The sequence below is a fragment of the Psychrobacter sp. JCM 18900 genome, from assembly GCF_904846625.1.
In the GTDB taxonomy this organism is placed as follows: Bacteria; Pseudomonadota; Gammaproteobacteria; order Pseudomonadales; family Moraxellaceae; genus Psychrobacter.
In genome coordinates this window covers 442,845-466,404 of sequence record NZ_CAJHBL010000003.1, presented here as the reverse complement: position 1 = coordinate 466,404, position 23,560 = coordinate 442,845, and the positions used below count along the sequence as shown (strand labels likewise).

Genomic DNA, 23,560 nt, shown 5'->3' with positions numbered 1-23,560 from the left:
TATACTAAGGCTATCGATAAATAGTTTACCACGTACTTTTATAGTGTTTTGTCTTACCTAGACTAAGTGATAGGAATATCAAATTATGGCTGAAAAAAATAATCTTAATATCGAAGACTTGCTGCGCTTTACGGTTAAACATAAGGCATCAGATTTACATATTTCAGCGGGTATGCCGGCAATGATACGTGTCGATGGTGAAATGACACGTATCAATATGCCAGAGATGACCCATCAAGTCGTACATCAGCTTATTTATGACATCATGAATGATAAGCAACGTGCTGACTTTGAGGAGTTTTTTGAAACGGATTTTTCTTTTGAAATTCCTAATCTAGCACGTTTTCGTGTCAACGCTTTTAATCAAAACCGCGGTGCAGGCGCTGTATTTCGTACCATTCCTTCTAAAGTATTAACGATGGAAGACTTAGGTATGGGCGATGTCTTTAGACGCGTTTCAGACTTTAAGCGTGGCGTGGTATTGGTCACAGGACCAACAGGCTCAGGTAAGTCAACAACACTTGCGGCGATGATTGACTATATTAACGAAAGCCGTAAAGAGCATATTCTAACTATCGAAGACCCGATTGAATTCGTGCATCAGTCTAAAAAAAGCTTGATCAATCAGCGTGAAGTACACCGTGATACTTTGGGTTTTGAGCCAGCATTGCGCTCTGCCCTACGTGAAGATCCCGATGTTATTTTGGTTGGTGAACTACGTGACCTTGAGACTATCCGTTTGGCATTGACGGCAGCAGAGACTGGTCACTTAGTGTTCGGCACCTTGCATACCAGCTCAGCGGCTAAAACGATTGACCGCGTTATTGATGTATTCCCAGCTGCTGAAAAAGACATGATCCGCGCGATGTTGTCAGAATCATTGCAAGCTGTTATTTCACAGACATTGCTGCGTCGTCAAGCAGGTGGACGTATAGCCGCCCATGAAATTATGATAGGTACCCCTGCTATCCGTAACTTGATACGTGAAAACAAAATCGCTCAGATGTATTCTGCTATCCAAACGGGTGCAGGCGATGGCATGATTACCCTCGATCAAACGTTAAAGAACTTAGTAAGTAAAGGAACCATTAGTAAGGATGTTGCACGTCCTTATGCTAAACAACCTGAGGCATTTTTGTAGTACTGATAGATAGTATTGACAGATACCACTAAAAATAATAAACAACTTATGGTCTCTGTTTTTACTTTATTACTTTTTACTCACGTATTTAAAATATGATTTTAATTGACTTACATCTGGTGCAGGTGCGATATGGACATTGATAAACTATTACAATTAATGATCAGCAAAAATGGCTCTGACCTTTTTATTACTGCTGACGTAGCACCTTCCATGAAAGTAAATGGAAAAATTTTACCTGTCGGTAGAACACCTTTGAGTGCTGAACAAACCATGAGATTGGTCAAAGGTGTAATGACGCCAAGCCAGCAAAAAGAGTTTGAAGAAACAAACGAGTGTCAATTTGCGATCTCTGATGAAGCACAGCAAGCTCGCTTTCGAGTCAGTGCATTTGTACAACGCGACATGGCAGGAATGATTTTACGAAAAATTGAAAACAACATTCCAACGGTCGAAGAGTTACGTTTACCGCCAGCGCTAAAAGAATTGGCCATGAAAAAACGCGGTATTGTTCTATTAGTTGGCGCAACGGGTACAGGTAAATCTACTACCCTTGCAGCAATGATAGGACATCGCAATCAAAACTCTCATGGTCATATCATTACAATAGAAGACCCTATTGAGTTTGTTCATAAGCATCGTGGCTGTATTATTACCCAGCGTGAAGTTGGTATCGATACTCATTCATTTGAAGCGGGCCTAAAAAACACGCTACGCCAAGCACCCGATGTTATCTTAATCGGCGAGATTCGTAACCGTGAGGTCATGAACTACGCTATCCAGTACGCTGAGACAGGTCATCTAGTGTTTGCAACGTTGCACGCAAACAATGCTAACCAAGCAATTGATCGTATCATTCACTTCTTTGAAACCAATCGCCATAATCAGTTGTTTATGGATTTGTCGTTAAACCTGCAAGCTATTATCGCGCAGCAACTTATCCCAACACCTGATGGTAAAGGGCGACGCGCTGCTATTGAGATTTTGCTAAATTCGCAGCTGATCAGTGACTATATCCGTAAAGGGGAAGTCCATGAAATCAAAGATGTGATGACACGCTCACGAGACAGTGGCATGCAAACCTTTGATCAGGCACTTTTTGATTTGTACGAACAAGGAGAAATAACGTATAAAGAAGCGATTCTACATGCCGACTCTCCTAACGATCTACGCCTCAAAATTAAGCTCAGTAGCAAAAACGGTAAGGCTAATTTAGATGAAGGTGCTGATAGTTTATCGTTAGATGTTAGCTAAATTATTGCGCTTTCTAGGCATAATAGACATATAAAAAGAAACCCTCGTTATAAATAACGAGGGTTTCTTTTATTGTTCGATATCGTATTACTGGCAGAAATAAGCATTTCTACTTATACACTAGACAATTACTTCGCGCTGTCTCTACAGGCTTGGTCTGCACAAATGCCATATAGCACAAGAGAATGCCCAGACAGTTTAAAGCCATGTTTTTCTGCCACTTTTAGTTGTTCTTCTTCAATAACTTCATTATGAAATTCTATAATCTTGCCACACACATCACAAACTAGGTGATCGTGATGCTCTTCTTGGGTAATCTCAAATACAGATAGATTGTTTTCAAAGTTATGACGCTCAACAATACCTGCTTGCTCAAACTGTGTTAGGACACGATAGACAGTGGCAAGACCTACATCTTCACCTTGCTCGATAAGTGCCTTATACACTTCTTCTGCGCTCATGTGATGCAGCTCTGCGCTTTCTAATAGCTCTAAAATTTTGATACGAGGTAACGTGACCTTGAGTCCTGCTCTACGTAAATCTTGATTGGTAAAAGAAGCCATAATATCCCTTTTGACTGTGACAGTCTTAACAAATAGAAAATATGAGATAAATAATCAACAAAGATTATTTTTATTTAATATAAAGTAAATGATTAATAATAAACTGATGAAACTTACGCAGACATCTCTCTTATTATTTTCTAAATATCGAGATGCAAGCCTATGAATTTAAAATATAATTAATCTAACTATTCAGATTGTGTTTGGTAAATAATGTCGTAAGTGGTAGGCAATTGCAAGTAAATGACGTATCATTTGTCCAAGATTGTCGGTCAGACTGGTACGACCTAACGCTGGCCACACCTAATTCATTTCTTATGAGTCATCTTACCATGATAAAGACATTAAATTTCCGTCCGTTAAGCCACACAAGCGCATTACGTAAGATCGTTATCACCAGTATGCTTAGCGCTACTGTTGCTATGTCTGGCTGCTCATTATTGAGTGTTTATAAGATTGATTTGCCACAAGGCACAGAGATTACGCAAACCCAAGCTCAAAAGCTAAAAGTGGGTATGAACCAAAACCAAGTTCTTTATACTCTTGGTAGCCCTGCGATTCGAGATACGCTTGAGCCTAAACGCTGGGATTATATCTATGACTACAAAGCAGGCACCGAAGGTAGCCGTAAAGGCATTGCAGATGTCAAAAACGCTAGCCAGCATTTAGTTGTTTACTTTGATAATAATGGTTTGGTCACGCGCATCGAAGGTATTGAGAGTCTGCCAGCATCATAGTCAGCGAAGCCTATTAGCTTAGATGATTAACGGTTAGCTACGAGATTTATTTTTGCGCTGAGACATAGGATCAGCGCTTAAACTGCGATATACCTCGATACGGTCAAAAGGCTGTAGCAAATAACTTAATGGCTGTTTCTGTGCATAAATCCCTACATGCCAACGTTTCGCAGTTGGCGTGGTGATATCTATTACTTGCTCACACCACTTCGCCAGTTCTGCAAATTTCTCAAGCCACCCTGCTTGCGCCAACGCTTCATACAAATTGGTGCCACGGCAAACCTGTAACGCCAAATAATGCTGGCGCTGCTCATCTTCAGCATACGCCAGATATACGGTCATTAAGTTAGCTTGAGTAGACTGTGGCACGCTGTTGTCACGACCTTCGACTGTTAGCTCAACCACTGCATCACCCAACCTATCAATGCTAGCAGTAATGCTAATGGTACGACTAAACGTATCGCCACTCGCCACAAGTTATAAACTGCTTCATTGCTGAAATTTAACGACTTACGTAGATGGCTAATCTTCATCTGCCAACCAACAAATACTGATAATAATAGTACAGCAATGCTACTAATAATGACTAAGATGCCAACTAACCATGCTGTCGGAATCGCAACCACTAATAGTAACGCTACAGCAAAAGTGATTATCAAACTAACCAATAATCCAAATTTGTGCGTTAACTGTTGCGTGCTGTAATGTAGCAAATAACTGGATACAAATAACACCCCGCCCCAATATAACAGTTGTCCAATTGGTGGTAGCGACATACCACTAGTAAATAAAGCCACTACTCCTATCAGCAGTTGCAATATCCAAATCGGTAACACTAACTTGGTTGCACGGTACTCACGAGTAGCTGCTCTGTTTTTTGTTTGCTGATTGTTTGCTTCTACTGCTGTGACTGTCTGCTTACTCACCAAGTTCTGACCGAACCAGTATAGTCCTGTACCCGCACCGACACTCACTAACGCTAACGCGACTGCGCGTGCCCATTCCGTCAAATTGACATCAGTCATGGCAAAACCAGCATTTGGTACACCGTTTGCGAACCCTAGTAGCAACCCTATTACCATCAACCCTAAGCCAATAGGTAAAGGCGTAATACCCAGCAAGCTTAAGAGTAACGCAATGACCATCAGGCCTGCAGCAACTGCGAAGCTAGGTACATCGGGTACGCTATTTAGCGCAGTTAATGCAGACAATATACCTGTACTTGCACCAGATATGACCAACGCTGCAATCACAATAGAGACCAGCGCCGCTAACCAACCAAAGCTGCGCCATATCGGACTGACATCTGCTTCACGAGTGAGCTTTTGCATACCCGCCAGAGGGCCTTCGACACTGCGATAGGCCAACGCTATCTCAGCGTAAACAACTGGCAGCGCAACCAATACCATGGCTAATAGCCATAGTAGCCAAAAATCAATCTCACCAATTGACGCAGGTGCAAACCAACGAAATAGCAATAACGGTAGTAGCGCCGCGATAAAATAAGAAGCATAACGGATCATCATAATTTCAATCCAAACGATCTAATACCATTCACAAAAACTGTATTAGCAAACAAAACAAGTGCAAGTACCACGCATAATAGACTGAACATGTTTAACAAGGCTAATCGTATTTTGAAAATCGGTATAAAGTGAATAACGATAATTTATAATTATACAGAGCAACGACTGGCTTCTGTAAATGAATTCATCTAAATACTGTCTTAATATAAGGGACAAACAGTTATAAAAAAACCCCGAAATCGGGGTTTAGTCATTCAGATATAATCAATATGCGATTCAATACTCAGTGGCTTTACTCAATGGCCTTCTATGCAAAGCAAAGCATGTATCAGATATCGCATCAGTGCGACTCAATTAGTGAATAGCACTTACATAGTCTGACAAGATACGAATGTCACGATCTGATAGTTTCGATGCAACCGTTTGCATCATACCCATCTCGCCTTCTTTGGCTGCATCATTGACTCGTTTTTGATCATCGCTATCGATATCATCAACACGTCCAGCGGCACGGAATAGTTTTAGCTGAGTAGCAATATACTGAGCGTGCTGTCCGCCTAGCTTTGGAAATGCAGCCCAAGTATTACCTGCAGCATCTGGACCATGACAGCCAGCACAGCCAATGACACCGCGCGACTTATCGCCGCCCAAGAATAGCTTAGTCGCTTCTTGGTTGGTTGCAGGATTGCCGTAGCCGACGCCCCAAGGCGCTTGACTGGCATAGTAACCTGCTACGTTTGCTAGGTCTTGTTGAGACAGGTTAGCAACTTGTGACTGCATAATACCGTTTTTGCGATAACCTGCTTTAAAGTTGACTAGCTGTTTATATAGGTACTTTACGTTTTGGCCGCCAAGGTTTGGCTGTGCAGGAACAATGCTGACCCCATTAAGACCATGACAAGCGGCACAAACGGTTTCTGCAACTTTTTGACCTGCATTGACGTCATATTCAGGAACAATAATAGCAGCTTGTACGCTGAAACTTGCAACGCATAAGCTGGCAGCAGCGATTAACTTTTTCATTGATACAAATCCTACTAGCTCGGCGTAAGCATTATTTAGAGTGATTGCACTGGTAAGATACCTGATATAGCCGTCTCTTTAATCATGAGAATGGCGTATATTTTGAGGTCTTGGACACAAGCAGTCTGAAAGTACTTACTAACATCAGGGTTTATTTTCGATTATTATAGCAAGACTTTGTATCATTTGCCTACTTAATCATAGTATCCATCAGTTTTCTGGCAACACAATATACAATATGACGCAAAAACAAAAAGCGCAGATAGGTTATTAGCCCAGCGCTTTATTTTATATGCTTAGCTTATATTTATAAGTCGATTATTTGCTCATATATTCGATAAGTTTACGATAATCGTCATCACTACATTTGTCGCAAAGACCACCTGCTGGCATTTGCGGCATCCCACCTTTGACAGACTTGATAAGCGTCGGCATACTTTTTTGTTTAATCAGCTGTTGCCATTTGGCACTATCACCTTTTTTGATGGCATTCAACGCCCCACTATCGTGACAGGCTGCACATGAGTTATTATAGGTAGTAGCGATATCTGCCGCACTTGCGCTGCTAATCATAATGCCACTTAATAATAGTGCAGCACTGCTAGCCGTTATAGCGCGATAACTCTTGCTAAGAAGTTTACTGATTGAAAACATAGAGCACCTCCTCGTGATATTTCACGTGTCTCATCAATCGTTCTATTAAACATCCTTCGTTAAACATTGTAACAATATATGTCATATAAACATAGAGAATTTGGATATGGCTTTGTTAAAGCTGAGAACTTGTCGTAATGACTGGCCAACTTTAATGTTATCCTACTATTTATATGATGCTAATCGCAGTTATTTCAATAAGTAAGACGCGGAATAGTATAGAATAGCCAGTAATATTGAATAGCTACCTTTATGATTTGCACATAACTGTATTGATGAATAATAGCCTTTTAACTTGCTTTACCTATTGCTTTACCAATTACTTGACCGCACCGATGACTTGAATCATCAGCTGACTAAAATTTTATAATCGCATCCAATTTTTAAGATTAATGAGCCATTTATGAGTACCCCGTTTAACGATGTCGCCGCTGAACATGCTTTGTTCAATACCAAATCTCGTCAAAAAATTCAGCAAACTGAGTTTATGATGTCAGCACCTACCTTTCGTCTCTGTCCACCTGATATGGGATTGGAGGTCGCTTTTGCAGGTCGCTCAAACGCTGGCAAATCATCAGCCATCAACGCCTTAACCAATCAGCGTCAATTGGCTCGCTCGTCTAAAACGCCTGGACGCACGCAGATGATTAACTTTTTTAGTATCGGTGATACTGACAGACGTTTGGTCGATTTGCCTGGTTACGGCTATGCAGCTGTTCCGCTAGAGATGAAAAAAGAATGGCAGGTTGAGCTAGAAGAATACTTGGTATCACGCTCAAGCCTTGCAGGTCTGGTATTGATGACAGATATTCGTCATCCGCTTAAGTTTTTTGATGAGCAAATGCTGCACTGGGCAAACGATGGTGAACTACCAGTACACATTCTGCTAACTAAAGCAGATAAACTGAAGTACGGTGCTTCTAAAAACGCTCTCCTTGAGACTCGTAAAAGGCTGAAAAAATTGGGCTTAAACTGTACCATTCAGTTGTTTTCGGCTCTCAGAAAAGAAGGTCTTGACGAGTTGGCTGGGATAATGGGCAACTGGTATGAGTATCAGCTTGATGCAGATAAAATTATCGAGTCATCTTTTGCGTTGCTAGAAGGCGATGAGTTAGAAGACGCTATTGAAAAGGAAAGCGGTGAAAAAGAAAGCGTTGATAAAGAAAACAAATAAATATCGTTGTCTTTAATAAAAAGGGTTTATCGCTATTACGATAAACCCTTTTTTATTGTCTGTTTATTCACTCATTATTATCATCGGCATGCTATAAAAATAACGAGAATTATAAAAGTAGCTCTACCCGCATAGCAAACCCACTAGCGCTTGTGGAGTATCAACTTGGTAGGTTGGATTTTGCCCCGCAAGCTCTGCACTCGTTGCCGTACCATAGTTCACCGCTATACTGGTCATGCCCAATGCTGTTGCCATTTGAATGTCATAGATACTGTCGCCGATAAACACAGCATCAGAAACCTGCTGCTGCGTGTATTCCAAAATATCGGTTAACATCTGCGGATCAGGTTTTGAGCCTGACTCATCAGCACACCGCGTAATCGCAAAATAATCATGGCTATCTGAAGCATCTAATACACGATCTAGCCCTTTTCTTTTTTTACCAGTTGCTACGGCGAGCGTTTTTCCCTGCTGCTGCAAAGTTTGCAACATATGCTCTATCGGTTCAAATAGCGGCGTACTATGACTATTGGCAATATAGTACTCTGCATAGGTTTGCTGAATCTCAAGCAACTGCGTATCGTTTGCCTGCGGATATAAAATCTTAATGCCATTCATTAAGCTCAGACCAATGATGTCTTTTACAGCTTTATCAGTCGTCTTAAACCCATGTGCTTCACCAGCCACATGCATAGAATCAACAATCAGGCCGATTGAATCCATTAGCGTGCCGTCCCAATCAAAAATAATCAACGTCTTGTCAGACAGATTGTGTTCTGCTGATGATTGAGCATTTATAATGCGTTCTGAAGTTATAGCTGGTTTGGTCATGGAGTTACCTTAATGAATAACAGTAATAAATAGCAGATACTAAAACGTCACGGTGGCTTATTCGTAAAAATAAGATATCGTGACGTTTAGGAAAATACAAAAGAGTTTGGCTTAAGAGTTTATTTTGAAAAACTATTCAGGCAATTTCGTTGTTTCTGGTAACCAATCTGCCATATCGTCTGGCAATGGCGCAGTAATAGTCTTGTAGCCTGGGATGTCTAAGCGCCATGCATGTAGACACAGACGATGGACGCCTGATTTGTCATGAACGTTATATTTGTCATCACCTAAAATGGCATGGCCGATATGTGCTAAATGCACACGGATTTGATGAGTGCGACCCGTCAATGGCTTGGCTTCAATTAAGCTGACTGGCTGACTATTAATCGTAAAGCGATCATGGATAATAATATCAGTCTGGCTTTCTTTCGCTTGTGGGTCTTGGCTATCTACTTTCACTCGGCGCTCACCACTGGCAAGCGTGTAACGTAGCAATGGCGCATTGATACGCTGCTCATTAAGCGCCGGTTGACCTTTGGCAAGACACAGATAGTGCTTCTGAATGGTCTTGTCTACCAAATGCTGCTGCAATACTTTGAGCGTTGAGCGTTTTTTGGAAATCATCAGTAGCCCTGATGTGTCTTTATCAATGCGATGGATTAGCTCTAGGTATTTTTTACCCGTCACTTCACGCATGGCTTCGATAACCCCAAAGTCCAAGCCGCTACCGCCATGCACAGCGATACCAGAAGGCTTATTCAGCACTAGCAAACCGTCATCTTCATAGACCACGCGCGCCAGCAAGCTTTTGGCAAATTCGGTACTAATAATTGGTTTCTCGCGCGTTGCTAGCTCTACAGGGGCGATACGTACCACATCTTCACGCTGCACTCTATCGTGTGCTTTACAGCGCTTATTATTGACGCGTATCTCATCTGAGCGAATCATTTTATAGATATGTGATTTTGGCAAACCTTTTAAACGGTTTAACAAAAAGTTATCCAAACGCTGATCGTGTTGATGGCGCGTTACTTCGAGGTAGTTCACCTTACCGAAGTTGCTAATCTCATCGTCAGCGCTTTGTGGGCGTGTTTTGCTATTAAAAATAGCAGGGGCTTCATGGGTAGTAGCGTCGTCAGTCATTTTTGAGTTTGTCATTTTTAGTTAGGTATTTACACAAAGATTTGCTATAGTTTAGCATGTTGAGCGACAATTAAGCAGAGGCGACAGCAATAATCATTGTTGTTACAAATAGTTGACCACCATTTTATCGCTTGTTAGTTTTCTACTACTTGCCAGTAAAGAGGTTGACACTATTTATTATCCTGCTTACCTGACACGTTTCATCTGATTTTAGGGCGCGTTATTTATTTAGAGGTATTACTTACCAAATATAGCCCTACAAATTAAAAATACTGTACTGAATGTTATTCGGTACCATAAAATAAATAGTGACACTAAATACCATCGCGTTAATAACGCTGATAATAAATCAGCTTATTAACCGATTACAACACAACACTGACTCACTAATTGCATGACAACGACCGTACTCGATAATCAATCATTATTTAATGACTATTTATCTGATGGTTCTTTATGCCAGCATAGTTGAGCAAGTATGGGTAGTTTAGCGTTAGGATCGAAAAGTATATCGATAGCTGCCTAAGTATTGGTGGTCAAACAGATGACGATAACAATGTAAATACGATACCACGCTGACAAGCTGGTCCATTACTCTGTTTGCCAAGTACGCCCCGCTGATAACAAAAGCTGCGACACCTAACCTTGAGACACCCAAGATATTATTGACGTTATACAAAGAACGATAAACAAAGAGTAACCAATTGCTTCGCCTGAATAAACAACCGCTGAATGACACCACTATATAGTAGTAATCATGACCGCGATATTATTGTTAGACTTTGATGGATGAATGGCAACAGCACTACGCCTTTTTAATATCAGTATTTTTTAGAACTGTAACTGACCCTCGCCCACGCTTACAACGTGCGCTGAAATCACTACCAATAGAACGTACTGAGAATAAGAACGCTTTGACGCGCTGACCCAATCATATATGTACCAAGTTTACTGATGATAAAATATAAGTACCATAGCCTTACACCCTATATTACTGATATTGACGTGAGCGCCGCTCATTACTTCAGGTAAAAAAAAGCCATTGAAAAAGCCCATGTGCTTTATGAAACCCACGATTTACGTTCTACCGTTAATGAACATCTACACACGCTAATCACAATATTAGCCACACTTGCCACTATGTCCTAAAGACTGTCTTATCGTTGTCATGCGTACTCATAGGATACAAATATGAAACGCATTTTGATCAACGCCACTCAAAACGAAGAGATTCGTGTCGCCTTATGTAAAGGCAACCACCTGTACGATTTCGACCTAGAAAACCGTACTCGCGAGCAAAAAAAATCTAACATTTATAAAGGTCATGTGACCCGTGTCGAGCCATCGCTTGAAGCGGTATTTGTCGAATATGGATCTCAGCGCCAAGGCTTTTTGCCGATTCGAGAAATCTCTGCTGAATACCTAAGCGGCAATCCACGTGACGAAAACATCAAAAAACTGATCAAAGAAGGCGATGAGCTAATCGTCCAAGTCGAAAAAGAAGAGCGCGGCAACAAAGGCGCTGCCCTATCGACGTATGTGTCATTAGCCGGTCGCTATCTGGTATTGATGCCAAACAACCCTCGCGGCGGTGGTATCTCACGTCAAATCTCGGGCAAACTGCGCGAAGATATGAAGCGTATGCTGAGCAACCTTGATTTACCAAAAGGCATGAGTGTCATCATCCGTACTGCTGGCATTGGTAAAACGCAAGAAGACTTGCAGCACGATCTAAACCACTTGCTCAACATTTGGCAAGCCATTCAAGAACAAAACCAAAAATACCCTTCACCGCGCTTGGTTCACCAAGAAGCGGGCGTCGTCACACGTGCTGTTCGCGATTATCTGCGTGATGATATCGCTGAGATTTGGATTGATAACGAAAATGCTTATATTGAAGCGGCTGGGTTTATCGATGCGGTAATGCCAAAACAAGCCGAAAAGCTACGCAAATATACCGATTATGAGCCGATGTTTTCGCGCTTTAATATCGAAAAGCAAATCGAAACCGCTTATCAGCGTGAAGTTCGTCTGCCATCAGGTGGTTCAATCGTTATTGACCAAACAGAAGCACTGGTCTCTATCGATATTAACTCAGCTAAGTCAACCAAAGGTTCAGACGTTGCTGAGACCGCTTACCATACCAACTTAGAAGCAGCTGACGAGATTGCTCGTCAGCTTCGTTTGCGTGATATGGGTGGTTTAATTGTCATTGATTTCATTGACATGAATGACAACAAGCACCAAAAAGAAGTAGAAAAACGTCTAATCGACGCGACCAAATATGACCGTGCACGTGTTCAATTTGGGGATATCTCTAAATTTGGTCTAATGGAAATGAGCCGTCAGCGTCTACGTCCTTCGTTAGAAGAGTCAACAGGCTATATCTGCCCACGTTGTCATGGCAATGGTATGATTCGTGACTTGCGTTCATTGTCGCTATCTATCATGCGTCAAATTGAGCAAATCGCTCTTAAAGAACGCCAAGGTGAAGTACAAGCAGAAGTTCCGACAGACATCGCAGCATTCTTGTTAAATGAAAAGCGCGATAGCTTGGTTTATCTTGAGCAAGACAGTGGCACGCGTATCACTATTTTGCCACACGCGCATTTAGAATCACCAAACTTCAAGCTTCACTTCAATCGTGATGGCTTTGCACCATCGAGCTATGAGCGTATTACTGATACTCAGCAACAAGAGCATAGTGACCTTGGCTACAACGTTGACTGGCAGACTGCTGAAAAAGAGCGTCCTGAACAGCAACCTACTCGCCAACCTCGTAAAACTGCAGATGATAAGCAGAGCCGCTCAAACACGCAGCAGAATGCAGCCACGCAAGCTCAGAACGATACGGTAAGTCATAGCAATGATCGTCGCAATCATAAAAATACCAACGACGTGTCGCCTGCACATGCACCGCAAGCTAATAAAACTGCTAGTGTTGCCGCTCCAATGGCACCGCAGACACAGAGTGTCGAAGCTACTGCTCAACCAAAAGCCGTCGCGTGGTTATCAAACCTATTTGCTCAGGCACCGCAAGCCACTACGACGCCTAGTGTCAGTAGCCGAGATGCTGCTGAAGCAATCGAAGCACTAGTAAACACGGGCGCGCAAAGCTTAGGCTCGTTTGGTCAAGTCGATAGCAATGCATTGAATAGTGCCGCTACAACTAGTGAGCAGCCAACTCAACAAAATAACAGTCAGAAAAATGACAGCCAACAGTCAGACAACAACGCTAATCGGCAACAGGCGCGTCGTAATGACAGCGATACTGACGACAGCAGCAATGAAGACAGAAGAAGACGTAAGCCGCGTAAGTCTAGATCTTCTAAGCCGCGTCAAAGAAAAGAGACAACTGACGAGGCTACTGGCAACGTAAACAGTAGTTCAGAAAGTACTGGCTCAAATAATGCTGATGACAAATCGTCTGATACTCAAGACCAAAGACAGCAAGACAAGCGTCAGAACGATAACAAACGTACGAACGATCGCAATCGTAATAACCGCCAAGATAGCAATCAACAGAACAGCAATCGTAACGCAAGCGAGCGCAGTGATGCTGATAACGAAAACAGCTCTAAAGCAGATGAGCAAACTCGTACTAAGCGTAAATCGCATAGCCAACGCGGCTCACGCGGTAAGCTAGAGCGCGGTGAGACACTAACGGCTGACAGCGTTAAACAGAGCAAACAGCAGAACGCTAGAAACAACGATGCTGCCAATAGCAAAAATCAACATAGTGCACGTCGCAATCAAGACCCTAACGAGGTCGTGCTACAGGTCAATGAAGCGCCAACTGAGCTAAAAGCACCTGAAGTGGTGCACCTATCTTTAGATGATAGCAAATCCACACAGGCCAAAACTCAGCCTAGTGAGAAGCAAAGCGCGACAAATAACGTAGCAAAAGATGAGCGTTCAAACGAAACAGCTGCTCAAAAACCTACTGATAAGCATAGTAGCAGTGAGCAGAACACTGGCAAGCAAAACACCAGTGCTCCGAATGCTGACAAGAAAAATGATAACGAAAAAAGTACGGTGGAAGTGAATGCTAATCAGGTAAATGATGATAAGCGTGAATCTACCGTACAAGCTAAGGTACAAAACGATGTACCTAAGCATGAGCAGGCTGCTGAAGAGAAAAAAGCACCTGTAGTTGTAGAAGCTCAATCGACCTCTACGAGTAACACCGAAAGTAAAGCGGAAGCTCCAACGTCGGTAACTACTGACGTAGAAGAAGCTAAAGAAACTCAGACTCCAAAACAGCAGGAAACCAGGACTGCTGAAAATGTGAGTAAGAGTGATGAAGCTCAAAATACTCAGGCTGATAGTAATAGTGCAAGCACAAGTAATGTGAGTAACTCAGCACTTGAGCTAACCCATGAAGCACTATTTGGCGCACGTTACGTGACTGCTGAGAAATTTGGTCAAGCGAGTAACGATCCACGTGTAGTACTCGCTCAGCAAGCCGCTCAAGCGGACAAGCCAGCTGCTACTAATGTGCCGGCAATACGTGGTACGGTTGGTGAGTTTATTCGTGCCACGCTACCAAACGCGCAAACGCGCTTAGCGGAAGAAGGCATTATCAATTGCTTTATCGCGACTATTGCTTTGTATAATGAGCAATCTCAGAGTACTGCTAATAGCTCTGATGCTGCTAGCCAGAGCTTTGACTTTAGCAACTATGGCTATCAACCATTGGCTGCCGACTACCTTGCACGCTTTGAATCGATGACTCAAGCCGTTAGTCAATTCGCAGCAGCACAAGGTAAGACAGACGTTGAGCCACGTGCTATCACTAAGCGTGCTAGCAACGATCCACGCGGACAACACCCTGATTATCAGGAATCTGCTGTATTGAGCGTACCTGCTGAACAAGTAAGTGACGCGAAACCAGCTATCACTGAGCAAGCCGATAGCGAATTCAATGCGCATGACGTTGAAGCAACTGCCCTCGCCAATCAAGCTCAAACTGATGATATCAGTGTTGATAGTGAGCAATTGCTAGAAGTCGAGCGTGCTCAGTCAGAAGCTAAGGATGCAGAAGTCGAAACCTCTACAGAGCAAACTGTCAATGAGGTAGAAGATGCTGCAGAAAACATAGCTGCAGAGACTGAGCAGACGACTGACTCGGCAGTAGAAGAATCTACTAAAGAAGCTAGCAAAGAAGACAGTCAGGCAGCTAAGTCTAAGACGACTATAGCCAGCTATAAAAACATGATCGAAAATGTGGCTGAGCAATTACTACCACAGACTGGTATGTTTAATCTAACTACGCCAAAAGTACCAAAGGCGCGCAGTCGTAAGCCTAAGACGGAGCATAAGAAGCCGACGCAGGCTGAAAAGCTCGCATCTGATGATGTAGACAGCGACAGCTAGTCATATAAGCTCAAACGTAAAAGCCCCAAAGCTATTCGTAGCTTTGGGGCTTTTTATTTTAATACAGTCAAACTTACTTGCTAATTCAAACGAGAGACAATAAAAAGCAGATAAGCTTAGTGTGCAGAAGACGCTGTGTCATCTTTACCACGGATTTTACCAATAGTAGTAACAATAGCTACTACAATAGCACCAACAATCAGTCCGACCAATCCATTTAACAATGACGCAGTTAACCCTTCAAATACCCCAGTAAGATGAGCAATATCTTCTACACTGTGATGCAAAAAGCCGATACCGTGAACGATAATACCGCCGCCCACCAAGAACATCGCAATCGTGCCTGCTATGGATAAAAACTTCATAAGCTTTGGCGCAGCCGCAAGCATAAACTCGCCAAACTTGCGCTTACTATCACCTGCTTGTGAGTTTTCAATCAAATGCAGACCCGCATCATCAATCTTTACGATGCCTGCAACTAAGCCGTAAATACCGACGGTCACGACAGCAGCCACTATCGAAAGTACGATGCCTTTTTGGACAATATCGCCACCAGCTGCTGTAATTGCGCCTAAAGAGATAACAATAATCTCAGCTGATAAGATAAAGTCTGTACGTATGGCACCTTTGATTTTGTCCTTTTCAAACGCGACCAAATCTACCGACTCATCTGCGTTGGCTTTTAAACGAGCATTTTGCTCTTCATCATGAGGCAACAACTTCGGCCAAAACTTGTGAATGACCTTCTCAGCCCCTTCATAACTCAGGTATAACCCTCCGATCATCAATAGTGGAGTAATCAACCACGGTATAAAATAACTGATCAATAGCGCCGCTGGTACTAAAATCACTTTGTTCAGGGCAGAGCCTTTGGCAACTGCCCAAATGACGGGGAGCTCACGATTTGGCTTAACCCCTGTGACCTGCTCGGCATTGAGTGCTAAATCATCACCAACTAAGCCCGCGGTTTTTTTGGCGGCAACTTTGGTCATGACGCTCACGTCATCCATTAAGACGCTGATGTCATCGAGTAAGGTTAATAAACTGGCACCTGCCATGTGTGCTCCTTAAAGCAAATTTGTTAAAGTAAGTCGTTCTCAAATAGTTTATACAACGCATTTTATATAGATTTTTATAAAAACAATGCGATTAGCCTTAGACTACAAGTTCAAGCAACTATGTTAAATAGCACAAATGTATCTTGTTTTTTGAATTTATGTTGATAGCTATTCTTTAAAGTTGGCTTTATTGATACTTCTTGGCTGCCTTCCCTTTGCTATTATTTGGCGTAAATATGGTAATATGAAGGCTGTTATTACCTATCTTTTATTATCAATAAGTTATAAGAACTTCTTCAATGTTAGACCTTTAAAACACTGCCAAGACACATTACTATATAGAAAAGTTTATAGCGCTTTTTATAACGAACTCATGATTAGGCGCGACGCCTATAGGAAACCCGTATGCCGTTCCCCACTATCAAAAATACTACCTTGCGTAACCCTCTTTCTCGTACCGTTCTATCTCGTTTTATGATGAGTGCGCTGTTAGTTGGTATCGCTGCTGGCTGCTCAAACAATGCCGCTGATGCAACCAGCAATACCAGTGTTGTAAACGCTGCACAGACCAAAGCTACTACTAAGCCTTCAGCTGGTAATGATACAACCGTGGTGAAGGCGTTACAGGCGAACCTGAAAAGCTCTGGTATCGAGGAAACTATTGTCTCAGCCGTACCGACAGATATGGATGGTATTTATTGGGTGACCGCTGAAGGTCTACCTTCTTTCTTTACTGATAAAGCTGGCAAGCATATTATTCAAGGTCAGATCATCGCTGTGGGTGATGCCGCTCCAGTCGATATCAGTGCTGCATTGGTTGCTACGACAGCACAAGAAGCGCTGAAAGCCGTCGATAAAAAAGACATGGTGATTTATCCAGCGAAAGGTGAAACCAAAGCCGTTATTTATGCCTTTACCGACGCAGACTGTGGCTACTGTCGCAAACTACATTCAGAAATGGATGATATCAATGCGCGCGGTATCGAGGTTCGTTATCTGGCATGGCCACGCAGTCAAGAGTCTGTACCGAAAATGGAAGCGATCTGGTGTAGTCAGGATCGTAAAGCTGCAATGGATCAAGCAAAAATCGGTGCCAATGTACAAGCCCCTAGCTGTACTAACCCTGTACAAGAGCATATGGCTCTAGGTTCAAGACTTGGTGTGCGCGGTACGCCTGCGGTGTTTACCGAAACAGGACAACAAGTAGGTGGCTACTTGCCTGCAGCAGAATTGGCACAAGCAGTAGGCGCTAACTAATCATCTGAGTTACCAGTATTAGTGACTCATATTAGTAACTAATATTGGCAATCAAGCATAAATGACATATACATATGCCAAACAAGATTGAAGCTACTGCTTTTTTATAATCGTCAGCTGATATAACCTTGATAACGTTGTCTTTATAACATTGGCTTTTATGAGACTGTATAGACGTCACAATGCCTTGTCGGTATGATACGATAAAGCGCGATGCAAAATGAGCAACACCCTTTTTATTTGAGCTTTTTTTATTCAACTATGATGAAGTAGATGGGCAGGCAGCACTAGACAATGCGCACAGACGTTATGTTTGATGTCGCAGACTCATTTGACACTGTCACCGCTTATACTGACTTCATTATATTTAACCTCTTGAGGATACTGTGAGTAATTCCATCAAACTAGCGATACTTGGTCTGGGCACCGTCGGAACGGGCGTGATCAATCTGATCAATGACAATTTAAATGAGCTAAAACGCCGTAGCGGACGCGACATTATTATTACCGAAGTCGGTACGCGTCGTCAGCGTGATGATATTGATACCAATATCATGCAAAACAGCGATCTGATGGCAATTGCCGCAAGCGATAACGTCGATATTGTTATCGAAGTGATTGGTGGTACCACCTTAGCCAAAGACGTCATTATGCAGGCCATTAAAAACGGCAAACATGTAGTCACGGCAAACAAGGCTCTACTCGCTGAACACGGTAATGAGATCTTTGCCTTCGCTGAAGAAAACAATGTGCATGTTGCTTATGAAGCAGCGGTAGCAGGCGGTATTCCAATTATCAAGGTAATGCGTGAAGCACTGGCTGCCAATAAAATCGACTGGCTCGCAGGTATCATCAATGGTACTGGCAACTTTATCATGACCGAAATGCGTGATAAGGGCCGTCCTTTTGCCGACGTATTAAGCGAAGCACAAGAGTTGGGTTACGCAGAAGCAGATCCTACTTTTGATGTTGAAGGTATTGATGCTGCTCATAAATTGGCGCTACTCGCCTCTATCGCTTTTGGTATTCCGCTACAGTTTGATAAAGTTTACTGTGAAGGTATCACTGGTATTACCCTGCAAGACGTGAACTATGCCGAAGAACTTGGCTACCGTATCAAGCATTTAGGGTTTGCCGTACGCCGCGATAGTAAAAATGATGGTGATGCAGGGGTTGAACTACGAGTACACCCGACACTTATTCCACAAGATGCGCTACTGGCGAACGTCAATGGTGTGAAAAACGCAGTACTGGTCAACTCACATCCACTTGGTCAGACGCTCTATTGCGGCGATGGTGCTGGTGCTGGTGCAACTGCTTCTGCAGTGATGGCCGATGTCATGGATTTGGTTCGTGTACTGGGTAGCAAAGACCGCGACGATCAGAGCAACACTGGACATCATGTGCCGCATTTAGCATTTATCCCTGAGCAGCTATCAGACACACCTATATTGCGCGCTGATCAGATGGTAACTGGCTATTATTTGCGTGTGCATGCTTATGATAGCCCAGGCGTACTGGCAGATATCACGCGCATCCTAAGTGATGCTGGTATCAATATCGATGCAATCTTACAAAAGCCTGCGCATAAAGTAGGTCAAGTGCCGGTTATTATTCTGACGCTACCTGTGGTCGAGAGTCAGATGAATCTTGCTATCGAAAAAATTGAAAAGTTAGAGACCATTACTGATAAAGTAGTACGCATACGATTAGATGAGCTAGCATAAACCACATACTGAAGAAGACAGATGCTTATAATATAAGCAAAAGCTAGCCAATCGGCATCTGATTTCTTGGTAGATACTTAATCAAAACGCACAACAAGGAATAATAACGATGTCAAATGATGCAATTGTAATTCTAAACGGCGCACGTACACCAATGGGTGGCTTTCAAGGCGCACTAAAAGACATGAGTGCTACCGAGCTAGGCGCCGCCGCTATCAAAGCTGCCGTCGAACGCTCAGGTGTTAGCGCTGACAGTGTCGATGAAGTCATTATGGGTTGTATCTTGACGGCAGGTCTGGGTCAAGGCCCTGCTCGTCAAGCCATGCGCAAAGCAGGTCTACCGGATGCGACTGGTGCTGTCACAATCAATAAACTTTGTGGTTCAGGCCTAAAAGCAGTCATGCAAGCGCATGATGGTATCAAAGCGGGCAGCTTCAACGTTGCTGTTGCAGGTGGCATGGAATCAATGACCAATGCACCGTATATTATGCCAGGTTCACGTGGCGGCTATCGTATGGGTCACAAAGAAGTCAAAGACCATATGTTCTTAGATGGCCTAGAAGATGCTGATACTGGTAAGCTAATGGGTATGTTTGCTCAGGAAATGGCTGATGAAAAAGGCTATACACGTGAGCAAATGGATGAGTTTGCTATTGAGTCATTGAACCGTGCGCTGACTGCTATCAAAGACAACCATTTTAAAGATGAGATCGAGCCTGTTACGTTTGCCACGCGCAAAGGCGAGCAAACTGTTGATACCGATGAGCAACCAGCCCTTGCTAATGCTGATCGTATCCCTACTTTGCGTCCAGCATTTGCTAAAGATGGTACGATTACTGCCGCAAACGCTAGTTCAATCTCAGACGGTGCTGCAGCAGTCGTCGTGATGAAAGAGTCTCAAGCGAAAGCCGAAGGCTTAGACTACCAAGCTCGCATTGTTGCTACTGCGTCAAACTCACGTCACCCAAGCGAATTCACCATTGCACCAATCGGTGCCATTGAAAAAGTACTATCAAGTGCTGGTTGGTCAGTAGATGATGTAGATCTATGGGAAATCAATGAAGCCTTTGCGATGGTTACTATGGCTGCGATGGACGAGTTAAAACTTGACCATGCCAAAGTAAATATCGAAGGCGGTGCATGTGCTCTTGGTCATCCAGTAGGCTGTTCAGGTGCTCGTATTCTAATTACGCTTATCAACTCTCTAAAACGTACTGGCGGCAAAAAAGGCGTCGCAACGCTATGTATCGGTGGTGGTGAAGCGGTAGCTGTTGCTATTGAACTTGCCTAAATAAAGCAGGTCTAACTGACTTAAAGTAAGTTAGTTAAATAATACTGAGATAATTATTGTTTATTGAGAAACCGCATTGCTAATGGTAATGCGGTTTTTTTGTGTCTACTTTCTTTCGATGAATGTTGAATATTACTCTGTGTAAAGTCTCGTTAACTTCTACCCCTTCCTATGTTATGCCACTTACAGCCTATTACACGCAATTACTGCAAGCGCACACTTTGCTACCTTGCTCATATATCTCATCAAAAATCACGGTGTTAGGATAGCTACAAGTTGATGGGGAAGCTATTCACTTGGTTTACCGTTAACTGTAATAAATATGGTTTTACTAAAAATTAATAACAACACCAACCATGACATTATAAAAGACAAACTCGCAAAAAAGGAATATAACAATGAGTCAACTAATCCGTTTAAAAGATATCCAAGCTACTCATCAAGACTTAATTGGTGATGACTATTATGACCCAACGCACAAAACTGCTTACGGTATCAATGAAGAAAAAATTGGTAAGATCGAAGGTGCTTTAGTAGAAGATACCACTGGTCGTATTCGTTACTTAATCGTAGACGCAGGCGGCTGGTTTAGCTCAAAAGAAGTACTGGTACCAGCAGGTTTAGCACGTATCGTTGGTGATGATGTCTTCTTTGATAGCTTAACCAAAACACAAGTAGAAGCCATGGAAGTATACGATCACGATTACCAGTACAGCTATAAAGAGCAGTACGAGAGAGATCGTCAAGCATTTACTGCTGATACACTCCCTGTAGAAGATCGCGTCGATATTGCAGATCATTCTTATGACGCACCAAATACGCTAGAGCTGTTAGAAGAGCGTCTAACGGTAAATAAAGACCGTATCGTTGCTGGTCTAGTAAAAGTAGGTAAGCATGTCGTCACTGAAGAACGTAACGTTGATGTAGATCTAGAAGAAGAACATGCCAATATTCAGCGTACTAGCGTAGATCGTCCAACAGATCGTCGTATTGGTGATCTCGATGCTACCGAAACAGTTGAAGTCGAACTACAAGCTGAACGTGCTCGCGTCAGCAAAGAAACATATGTTTCTGAAGAAGTAAATGTCGGTAAGACGACCGATCACCATACTGAAACCTTGATTGAGACCATTCAACGTGAAGAGCTAGATGTTGATGGCGACGGCAATGTGGTAGACCGTGAAGGTAACTTAGTAGACCGTGATGGTATCACAGCAGAAGATGTACGCCGTGCTCGTGGCATGTAATATGCTAATACCTCATAGTTTAATGACGTAAGTTTCCTATATCGTCAGTTAAATATGATAGTAATAAGTAGCTAAGCTCATATGTTTAGCCATTAAGATCAGAGCATGTCTCTGGTCTTTTTTGTATTCATAACATGAGCGAATGGTTTATAGTATTCAATGTAGCTAGTTAACATGTGTGGTTGACATACAGCGTTTTAGATTATTAAAAAATTATCATTTTACAATTATAAAGGAATCATAATGACTACTGAAAATGGAAACAGCCTTTACCAAGATAACTTGGACAAAGAACAAAATATCTCAACGAAGCAGGCAAATAATACCGTCAATGTTGGACACTTAGAGCTATTAGAAGAACGTCCTGTGATTAATAAAGAACGCTTGGATGTGGGTAAAGTGACCGTCACCAAGCATTCACGTACTAAGACTGTCGAAGTGCCAATTGAGTTGGTAGAAGAATATATCACCATTCGTACTGAGTACCATGACGCAGAGAGCCAAGACTTACTCTCTGGTAACTATGATGACAAAGACATATTGCGCCACGTCGAGCCTTCTTTGGATAGCAAAGCTGTAGTAACTATTAATGGTAAACAAATAGAGATTGGCGATGCACCGATTGATATTGTGCTATCTCGCCAAGTGGCTACCATTACCAAAGATACCTACGCTATTCAAGACATCGAAATCAATAAGAGCACTCATGTACATACTGACAGCATTCAAGTAGAGCTTAAGCATGAAGAGTTAGATGTGACTGAAGAGGGTCTATTAGCTCATGGTTCTGATACAACTCCGTTAAAATAAGCGCTGATAGTTTAGCCACTACGAAATTGTATGATTGATAAAGATTATTTCACAACATGAAAAAGCAACGCTATCTTAGCGTTGCTTTTTTAATGATTATTACCTGCTAAGTATTGCAGACCAACTATGAGGCTTCATTACATTCGAATGTATTAACATTCGACTCATCGGTACCAGCAGTACGCATAACGCCAGTTTTACGAGCTTCATGCCCGACGCGCCATTGTGTGAAGCCTTGACCACCATCAATTGCGGTCGCCACTTCAAACACTTCAGGATTACTACCTTCATTGGTTTGGTTCAACGTTACTGTACCCATGTCAGTTGCGACAACAACTTGATTGGCATCTTCTTTATAAGTCGCCTCAACTTTTAGTTCAGGTGTACATAGATACGACATCTGCATCACGCCGCTGTTTACTGAAGCGGTGGTATCACCTTCTACTTCGTTAAGTGAAGCATCTTCAGTATCGACAACGACATCGCTAGGTTCAGCAGGCTCCGCTGACATTGGAACGGACTCTTCTGTATTAGCACCTTCTTCCATTCCCGTCTCTGGCTCTGACTGTTGCTTACAAGCACTAACCGTCAAGGCGCCAGCCAACAAACTTGTTAAAACTACTGAGCTGCGTACTTTTTTTAAGAATTCTACACTCATGACACTCTCCCAAATAAATATGTTAAACACTATAGCGTGTCCATAAATTCACGCCTATGCTGAATTTGTAAGTAATCAATACAAAGTGTT

General features: G+C 42.5%; 19 protein-coding genes. 10 read left to right on the top strand and 9 right to left on the bottom strand.

The features are described from left to right. Nucleotides 1–85 precede the first annotated feature (85 nt). Both JMX96_RS07580 and JMX96_RS07575 read left to right on the top strand, forming a co-directional pair. Nucleotides 86–1,141 (top strand): type IV pilus twitching motility protein PilT, encoded by a 1,056-nt coding sequence (locus JMX96_RS07580; RefSeq protein WP_057758253.1) that lies wholly within the window; start codon nt 86–88, stop codon nt 1,139–1,141. 132 nt (nt 1,142–1,273) lie between these two features. Next, nucleotides 1,274–2,395, top strand: a complete 1,122-nt coding sequence (locus JMX96_RS07575) for a PilT/PilU family type 4a pilus ATPase (protein ID WP_101205533.1) — start codon at nt 1,274–1,276, stop codon at nt 2,393–2,395. Between the two features lie 128 nt (nt 2,396–2,523). Here JMX96_RS07575 and fur read toward each other — a convergent pair whose 3' ends face one another. Beyond that, nucleotides 2,524–2,958 carry a ferric iron uptake transcriptional regulator gene (gene fur, locus JMX96_RS07570; RefSeq protein WP_057758249.1) on the bottom strand — a complete coding sequence of 145 codons (435 nt, stop codon included), beginning with the start codon at nt 2,956–2,958 and terminating at the stop codon, nt 2,524–2,526. Between the two features lie 317 nt (nt 2,959–3,275). On the opposite strand from fur, the gene JMX96_RS07565 reads away from it, so the two are divergent. Beyond that, entirely contained in the window at nt 3,276–3,695 is a 420-nt protein-coding gene (locus JMX96_RS07565) for an outer membrane protein assembly factor BamE (protein ID WP_201568364.1), read from the top strand. 33 nt (nt 3,696–3,728) lie between these two features. On the opposite strand, the gene JMX96_RS07560 is transcribed toward JMX96_RS07565, so the two are convergent. The 4 genes from JMX96_RS07560 to JMX96_RS07545 all read right to left on the bottom strand — a co-directional run bounded on the left by JMX96_RS07560 (nt 3,729) and on the right by JMX96_RS07545 (nt 6,898). Further along, nucleotides 3,729–4,100, bottom strand: coding sequence for an RnfH family protein (locus tag JMX96_RS07560; protein WP_227676972.1), 372 nt, complete (start codon nt 4,098–4,100; stop codon nt 3,729–3,731). Next, nucleotides 4,088–5,221 carry a hypothetical protein gene (locus JMX96_RS07555; protein ID WP_201568363.1) on the bottom strand — a complete coding sequence of 378 codons (1,134 nt, stop codon included), beginning with the start codon at nt 5,219–5,221 and terminating at the stop codon, nt 4,088–4,090. The genes JMX96_RS07560 and JMX96_RS07555 overlap by 13 nt, the downstream gene beginning before the upstream one ends. A gap of 354 nt (nt 5,222–5,575) precedes the next feature. Then, nucleotides 5,576–6,244, bottom strand: a complete 669-nt coding sequence (locus JMX96_RS07550; RefSeq protein WP_101205531.1) for a c-type cytochrome — start codon at nt 6,242–6,244, stop codon at nt 5,576–5,578. Nucleotides 6,245–6,562: 318 nt separating this feature from the next. Further along, nucleotides 6,563–6,898 carry a c-type cytochrome gene (locus tag JMX96_RS07545; RefSeq protein ID WP_201568362.1) on the bottom strand — a complete coding sequence of 112 codons (336 nt, stop codon included), beginning with the start codon at nt 6,896–6,898 and terminating at the stop codon, nt 6,563–6,565. Between the two features lie 403 nt (nt 6,899–7,301). On the opposite strand from JMX96_RS07545, the gene yihA reads away from it, so the two are divergent. Continuing rightward, entirely contained in the window at nt 7,302–8,072 is a 771-nt protein-coding gene (yihA, locus tag JMX96_RS07540) for a ribosome biogenesis GTP-binding protein YihA/YsxC (protein WP_179798163.1), read from the top strand. Nucleotides 8,073–8,195: 123 nt separating this feature from the next. Here yihA and JMX96_RS07535 read toward each other — a convergent pair whose 3' ends face one another. Together JMX96_RS07535 and JMX96_RS07530 are read right to left on the bottom strand one after the other, a co-directional pair. After that, nucleotides 8,196–8,903, bottom strand: a complete 708-nt coding sequence (locus tag JMX96_RS07535; protein WP_201568361.1) for an HAD family hydrolase — start codon at nt 8,901–8,903, stop codon at nt 8,196–8,198. Between the two features lie 132 nt (nt 8,904–9,035). After that, entirely contained in the window at nt 9,036–10,046 is a 1,011-nt protein-coding gene (locus JMX96_RS07530) for an RluA family pseudouridine synthase (protein ID WP_101205527.1), read from the bottom strand. Between the two features lie 1,191 nt (nt 10,047–11,237). Here JMX96_RS07530 and JMX96_RS07525 point away from each other — a divergent pair. Continuing rightward, on the top strand, nt 11,238–15,422 hold the full coding sequence (locus tag JMX96_RS07525; protein ID WP_201568360.1) for an Rne/Rng family ribonuclease: 4,185 nt from the start codon (nt 11,238–11,240) through the stop codon (nt 15,420–15,422). 116 nt (nt 15,423–15,538) lie between these two features. Here JMX96_RS07525 and JMX96_RS07520 read toward each other — a convergent pair whose 3' ends face one another. Continuing rightward, entirely contained in the window at nt 15,539–16,480 is a 942-nt protein-coding gene (locus tag JMX96_RS07520) for a DUF808 domain-containing protein (protein ID WP_201568358.1), read from the bottom strand. Nucleotides 16,481–16,885: 405 nt separating this feature from the next. On the opposite strand from JMX96_RS07520, the gene JMX96_RS07515 reads away from it, so the two are divergent. From JMX96_RS07515 to JMX96_RS07495, 5 genes are all read left to right on the top strand, one after another. Further along, nucleotides 16,886–17,737 carry a DsbC family protein gene (locus JMX96_RS07515; RefSeq protein WP_201568356.1) on the top strand — a complete coding sequence of 284 codons (852 nt, stop codon included), beginning with the start codon at nt 16,886–16,888 and terminating at the stop codon, nt 17,735–17,737. A 386-nt stretch (nt 17,738–18,123) separates the two neighbouring features. Next, nucleotides 18,124–19,464, top strand: coding sequence for a homoserine dehydrogenase (locus JMX96_RS07510; RefSeq protein ID WP_201568354.1), 1,341 nt, complete (start codon nt 18,124–18,126; stop codon nt 19,462–19,464). Nucleotides 19,465–19,573: 109 nt separating this feature from the next. Next, entirely contained in the window at nt 19,574–20,755 is a 1,182-nt protein-coding gene (locus tag JMX96_RS07505; RefSeq protein ID WP_201568353.1) for a thiolase family protein, read from the top strand. Between the two features lie 398 nt (nt 20,756–21,153). Further along, a complete protein-coding gene (locus JMX96_RS07500; protein WP_191114655.1) occupies nt 21,154–22,002 on the top strand; it encodes a DUF2382 domain-containing protein in 849 nt (282 codons plus the stop codon). 243 nt (nt 22,003–22,245) lie between these two features. Then, complete coding sequence (locus JMX96_RS07495) at nt 22,246–22,812, top strand: YsnF/AvaK domain-containing protein (protein WP_201568352.1); 567 nt, start codon at nt 22,246–22,248, stop codon at nt 22,810–22,812. A gap of 124 nt (nt 22,813–22,936) precedes the next feature. Here JMX96_RS07495 and JMX96_RS07490 read toward each other — a convergent pair whose 3' ends face one another. Next, nucleotides 22,937–23,470 (bottom strand): hypothetical protein, encoded by a 534-nt coding sequence (locus tag JMX96_RS07490; RefSeq protein WP_201568350.1) that lies wholly within the window; start codon nt 23,468–23,470, stop codon nt 22,937–22,939. Nucleotides 23,471–23,560 lie beyond the last annotated feature (90 nt).

Coding starts and splice junctions, on each gene's coding strand:
- JMX96_RS07580 (WP_057758253.1), top strand. CDS start 86: ATGGCTGAAAAAAATAATCTTAATATCGAAGACTTGCTGCGCTTTACG.
- JMX96_RS07575 (WP_101205533.1), top strand. CDS start 1,274: ATGGACATTGATAAACTATTACAATTAATGATCAGCAAAAATGGCTCT.
- fur (WP_057758249.1), bottom strand. CDS start 2,958: ATGGCTTCTTTTACCAATCAAGATTTACGTAGAGCAGGACTCAAGGTC.
- JMX96_RS07565 (WP_201568364.1), top strand. CDS start 3,276: ATGAGTCATCTTACCATGATAAAGACATTAAATTTCCGTCCGTTAAGC.
- JMX96_RS07555 (WP_201568363.1), bottom strand. CDS start 5,221: ATGATGATCCGTTATGCTTCTTATTTTATCGCGGCGCTACTACCGTTA.
- JMX96_RS07550 (WP_101205531.1), bottom strand. CDS start 6,244: ATGAAAAAGTTAATCGCTGCTGCCAGCTTATGCGTTGCAAGTTTCAGC.
- JMX96_RS07545 (WP_201568362.1), bottom strand. CDS start 6,898: ATGTTTTCAATCAGTAAACTTCTTAGCAAGAGTTATCGCGCTATAACG.
- yihA (WP_179798163.1), top strand. CDS start 7,302: ATGAGTACCCCGTTTAACGATGTCGCCGCTGAACATGCTTTGTTCAAT.
- JMX96_RS07535 (WP_201568361.1), bottom strand. CDS start 8,903: ATGACCAAACCAGCTATAACTTCAGAACGCATTATAAATGCTCAATCA.
- JMX96_RS07530 (WP_101205527.1), bottom strand. CDS start 10,046: ATGACTGACGACGCTACTACCCATGAAGCCCCTGCTATTTTTAATAGC.
- JMX96_RS07525 (WP_201568360.1), top strand. CDS start 11,238: ATGAAACGCATTTTGATCAACGCCACTCAAAACGAAGAGATTCGTGTC.
- JMX96_RS07520 (WP_201568358.1), bottom strand. CDS start 16,480: ATGGCAGGTGCCAGTTTATTAACCTTACTCGATGACATCAGCGTCTTA.
- JMX96_RS07515 (WP_201568356.1), top strand. CDS start 16,886: ATGCCGTTCCCCACTATCAAAAATACTACCTTGCGTAACCCTCTTTCT.
- JMX96_RS07505 (WP_201568353.1), top strand. CDS start 19,574: ATGTCAAATGATGCAATTGTAATTCTAAACGGCGCACGTACACCAATG.
- JMX96_RS07500 (WP_191114655.1), top strand. CDS start 21,154: ATGAGTCAACTAATCCGTTTAAAAGATATCCAAGCTACTCATCAAGAC.
- JMX96_RS07495 (WP_201568352.1), top strand. CDS start 22,246: ATGACTACTGAAAATGGAAACAGCCTTTACCAAGATAACTTGGACAAA.
- JMX96_RS07490 (WP_201568350.1), bottom strand. CDS start 23,470: ATGAGTGTAGAATTCTTAAAAAAAGTACGCAGCTCAGTAGTTTTAACA.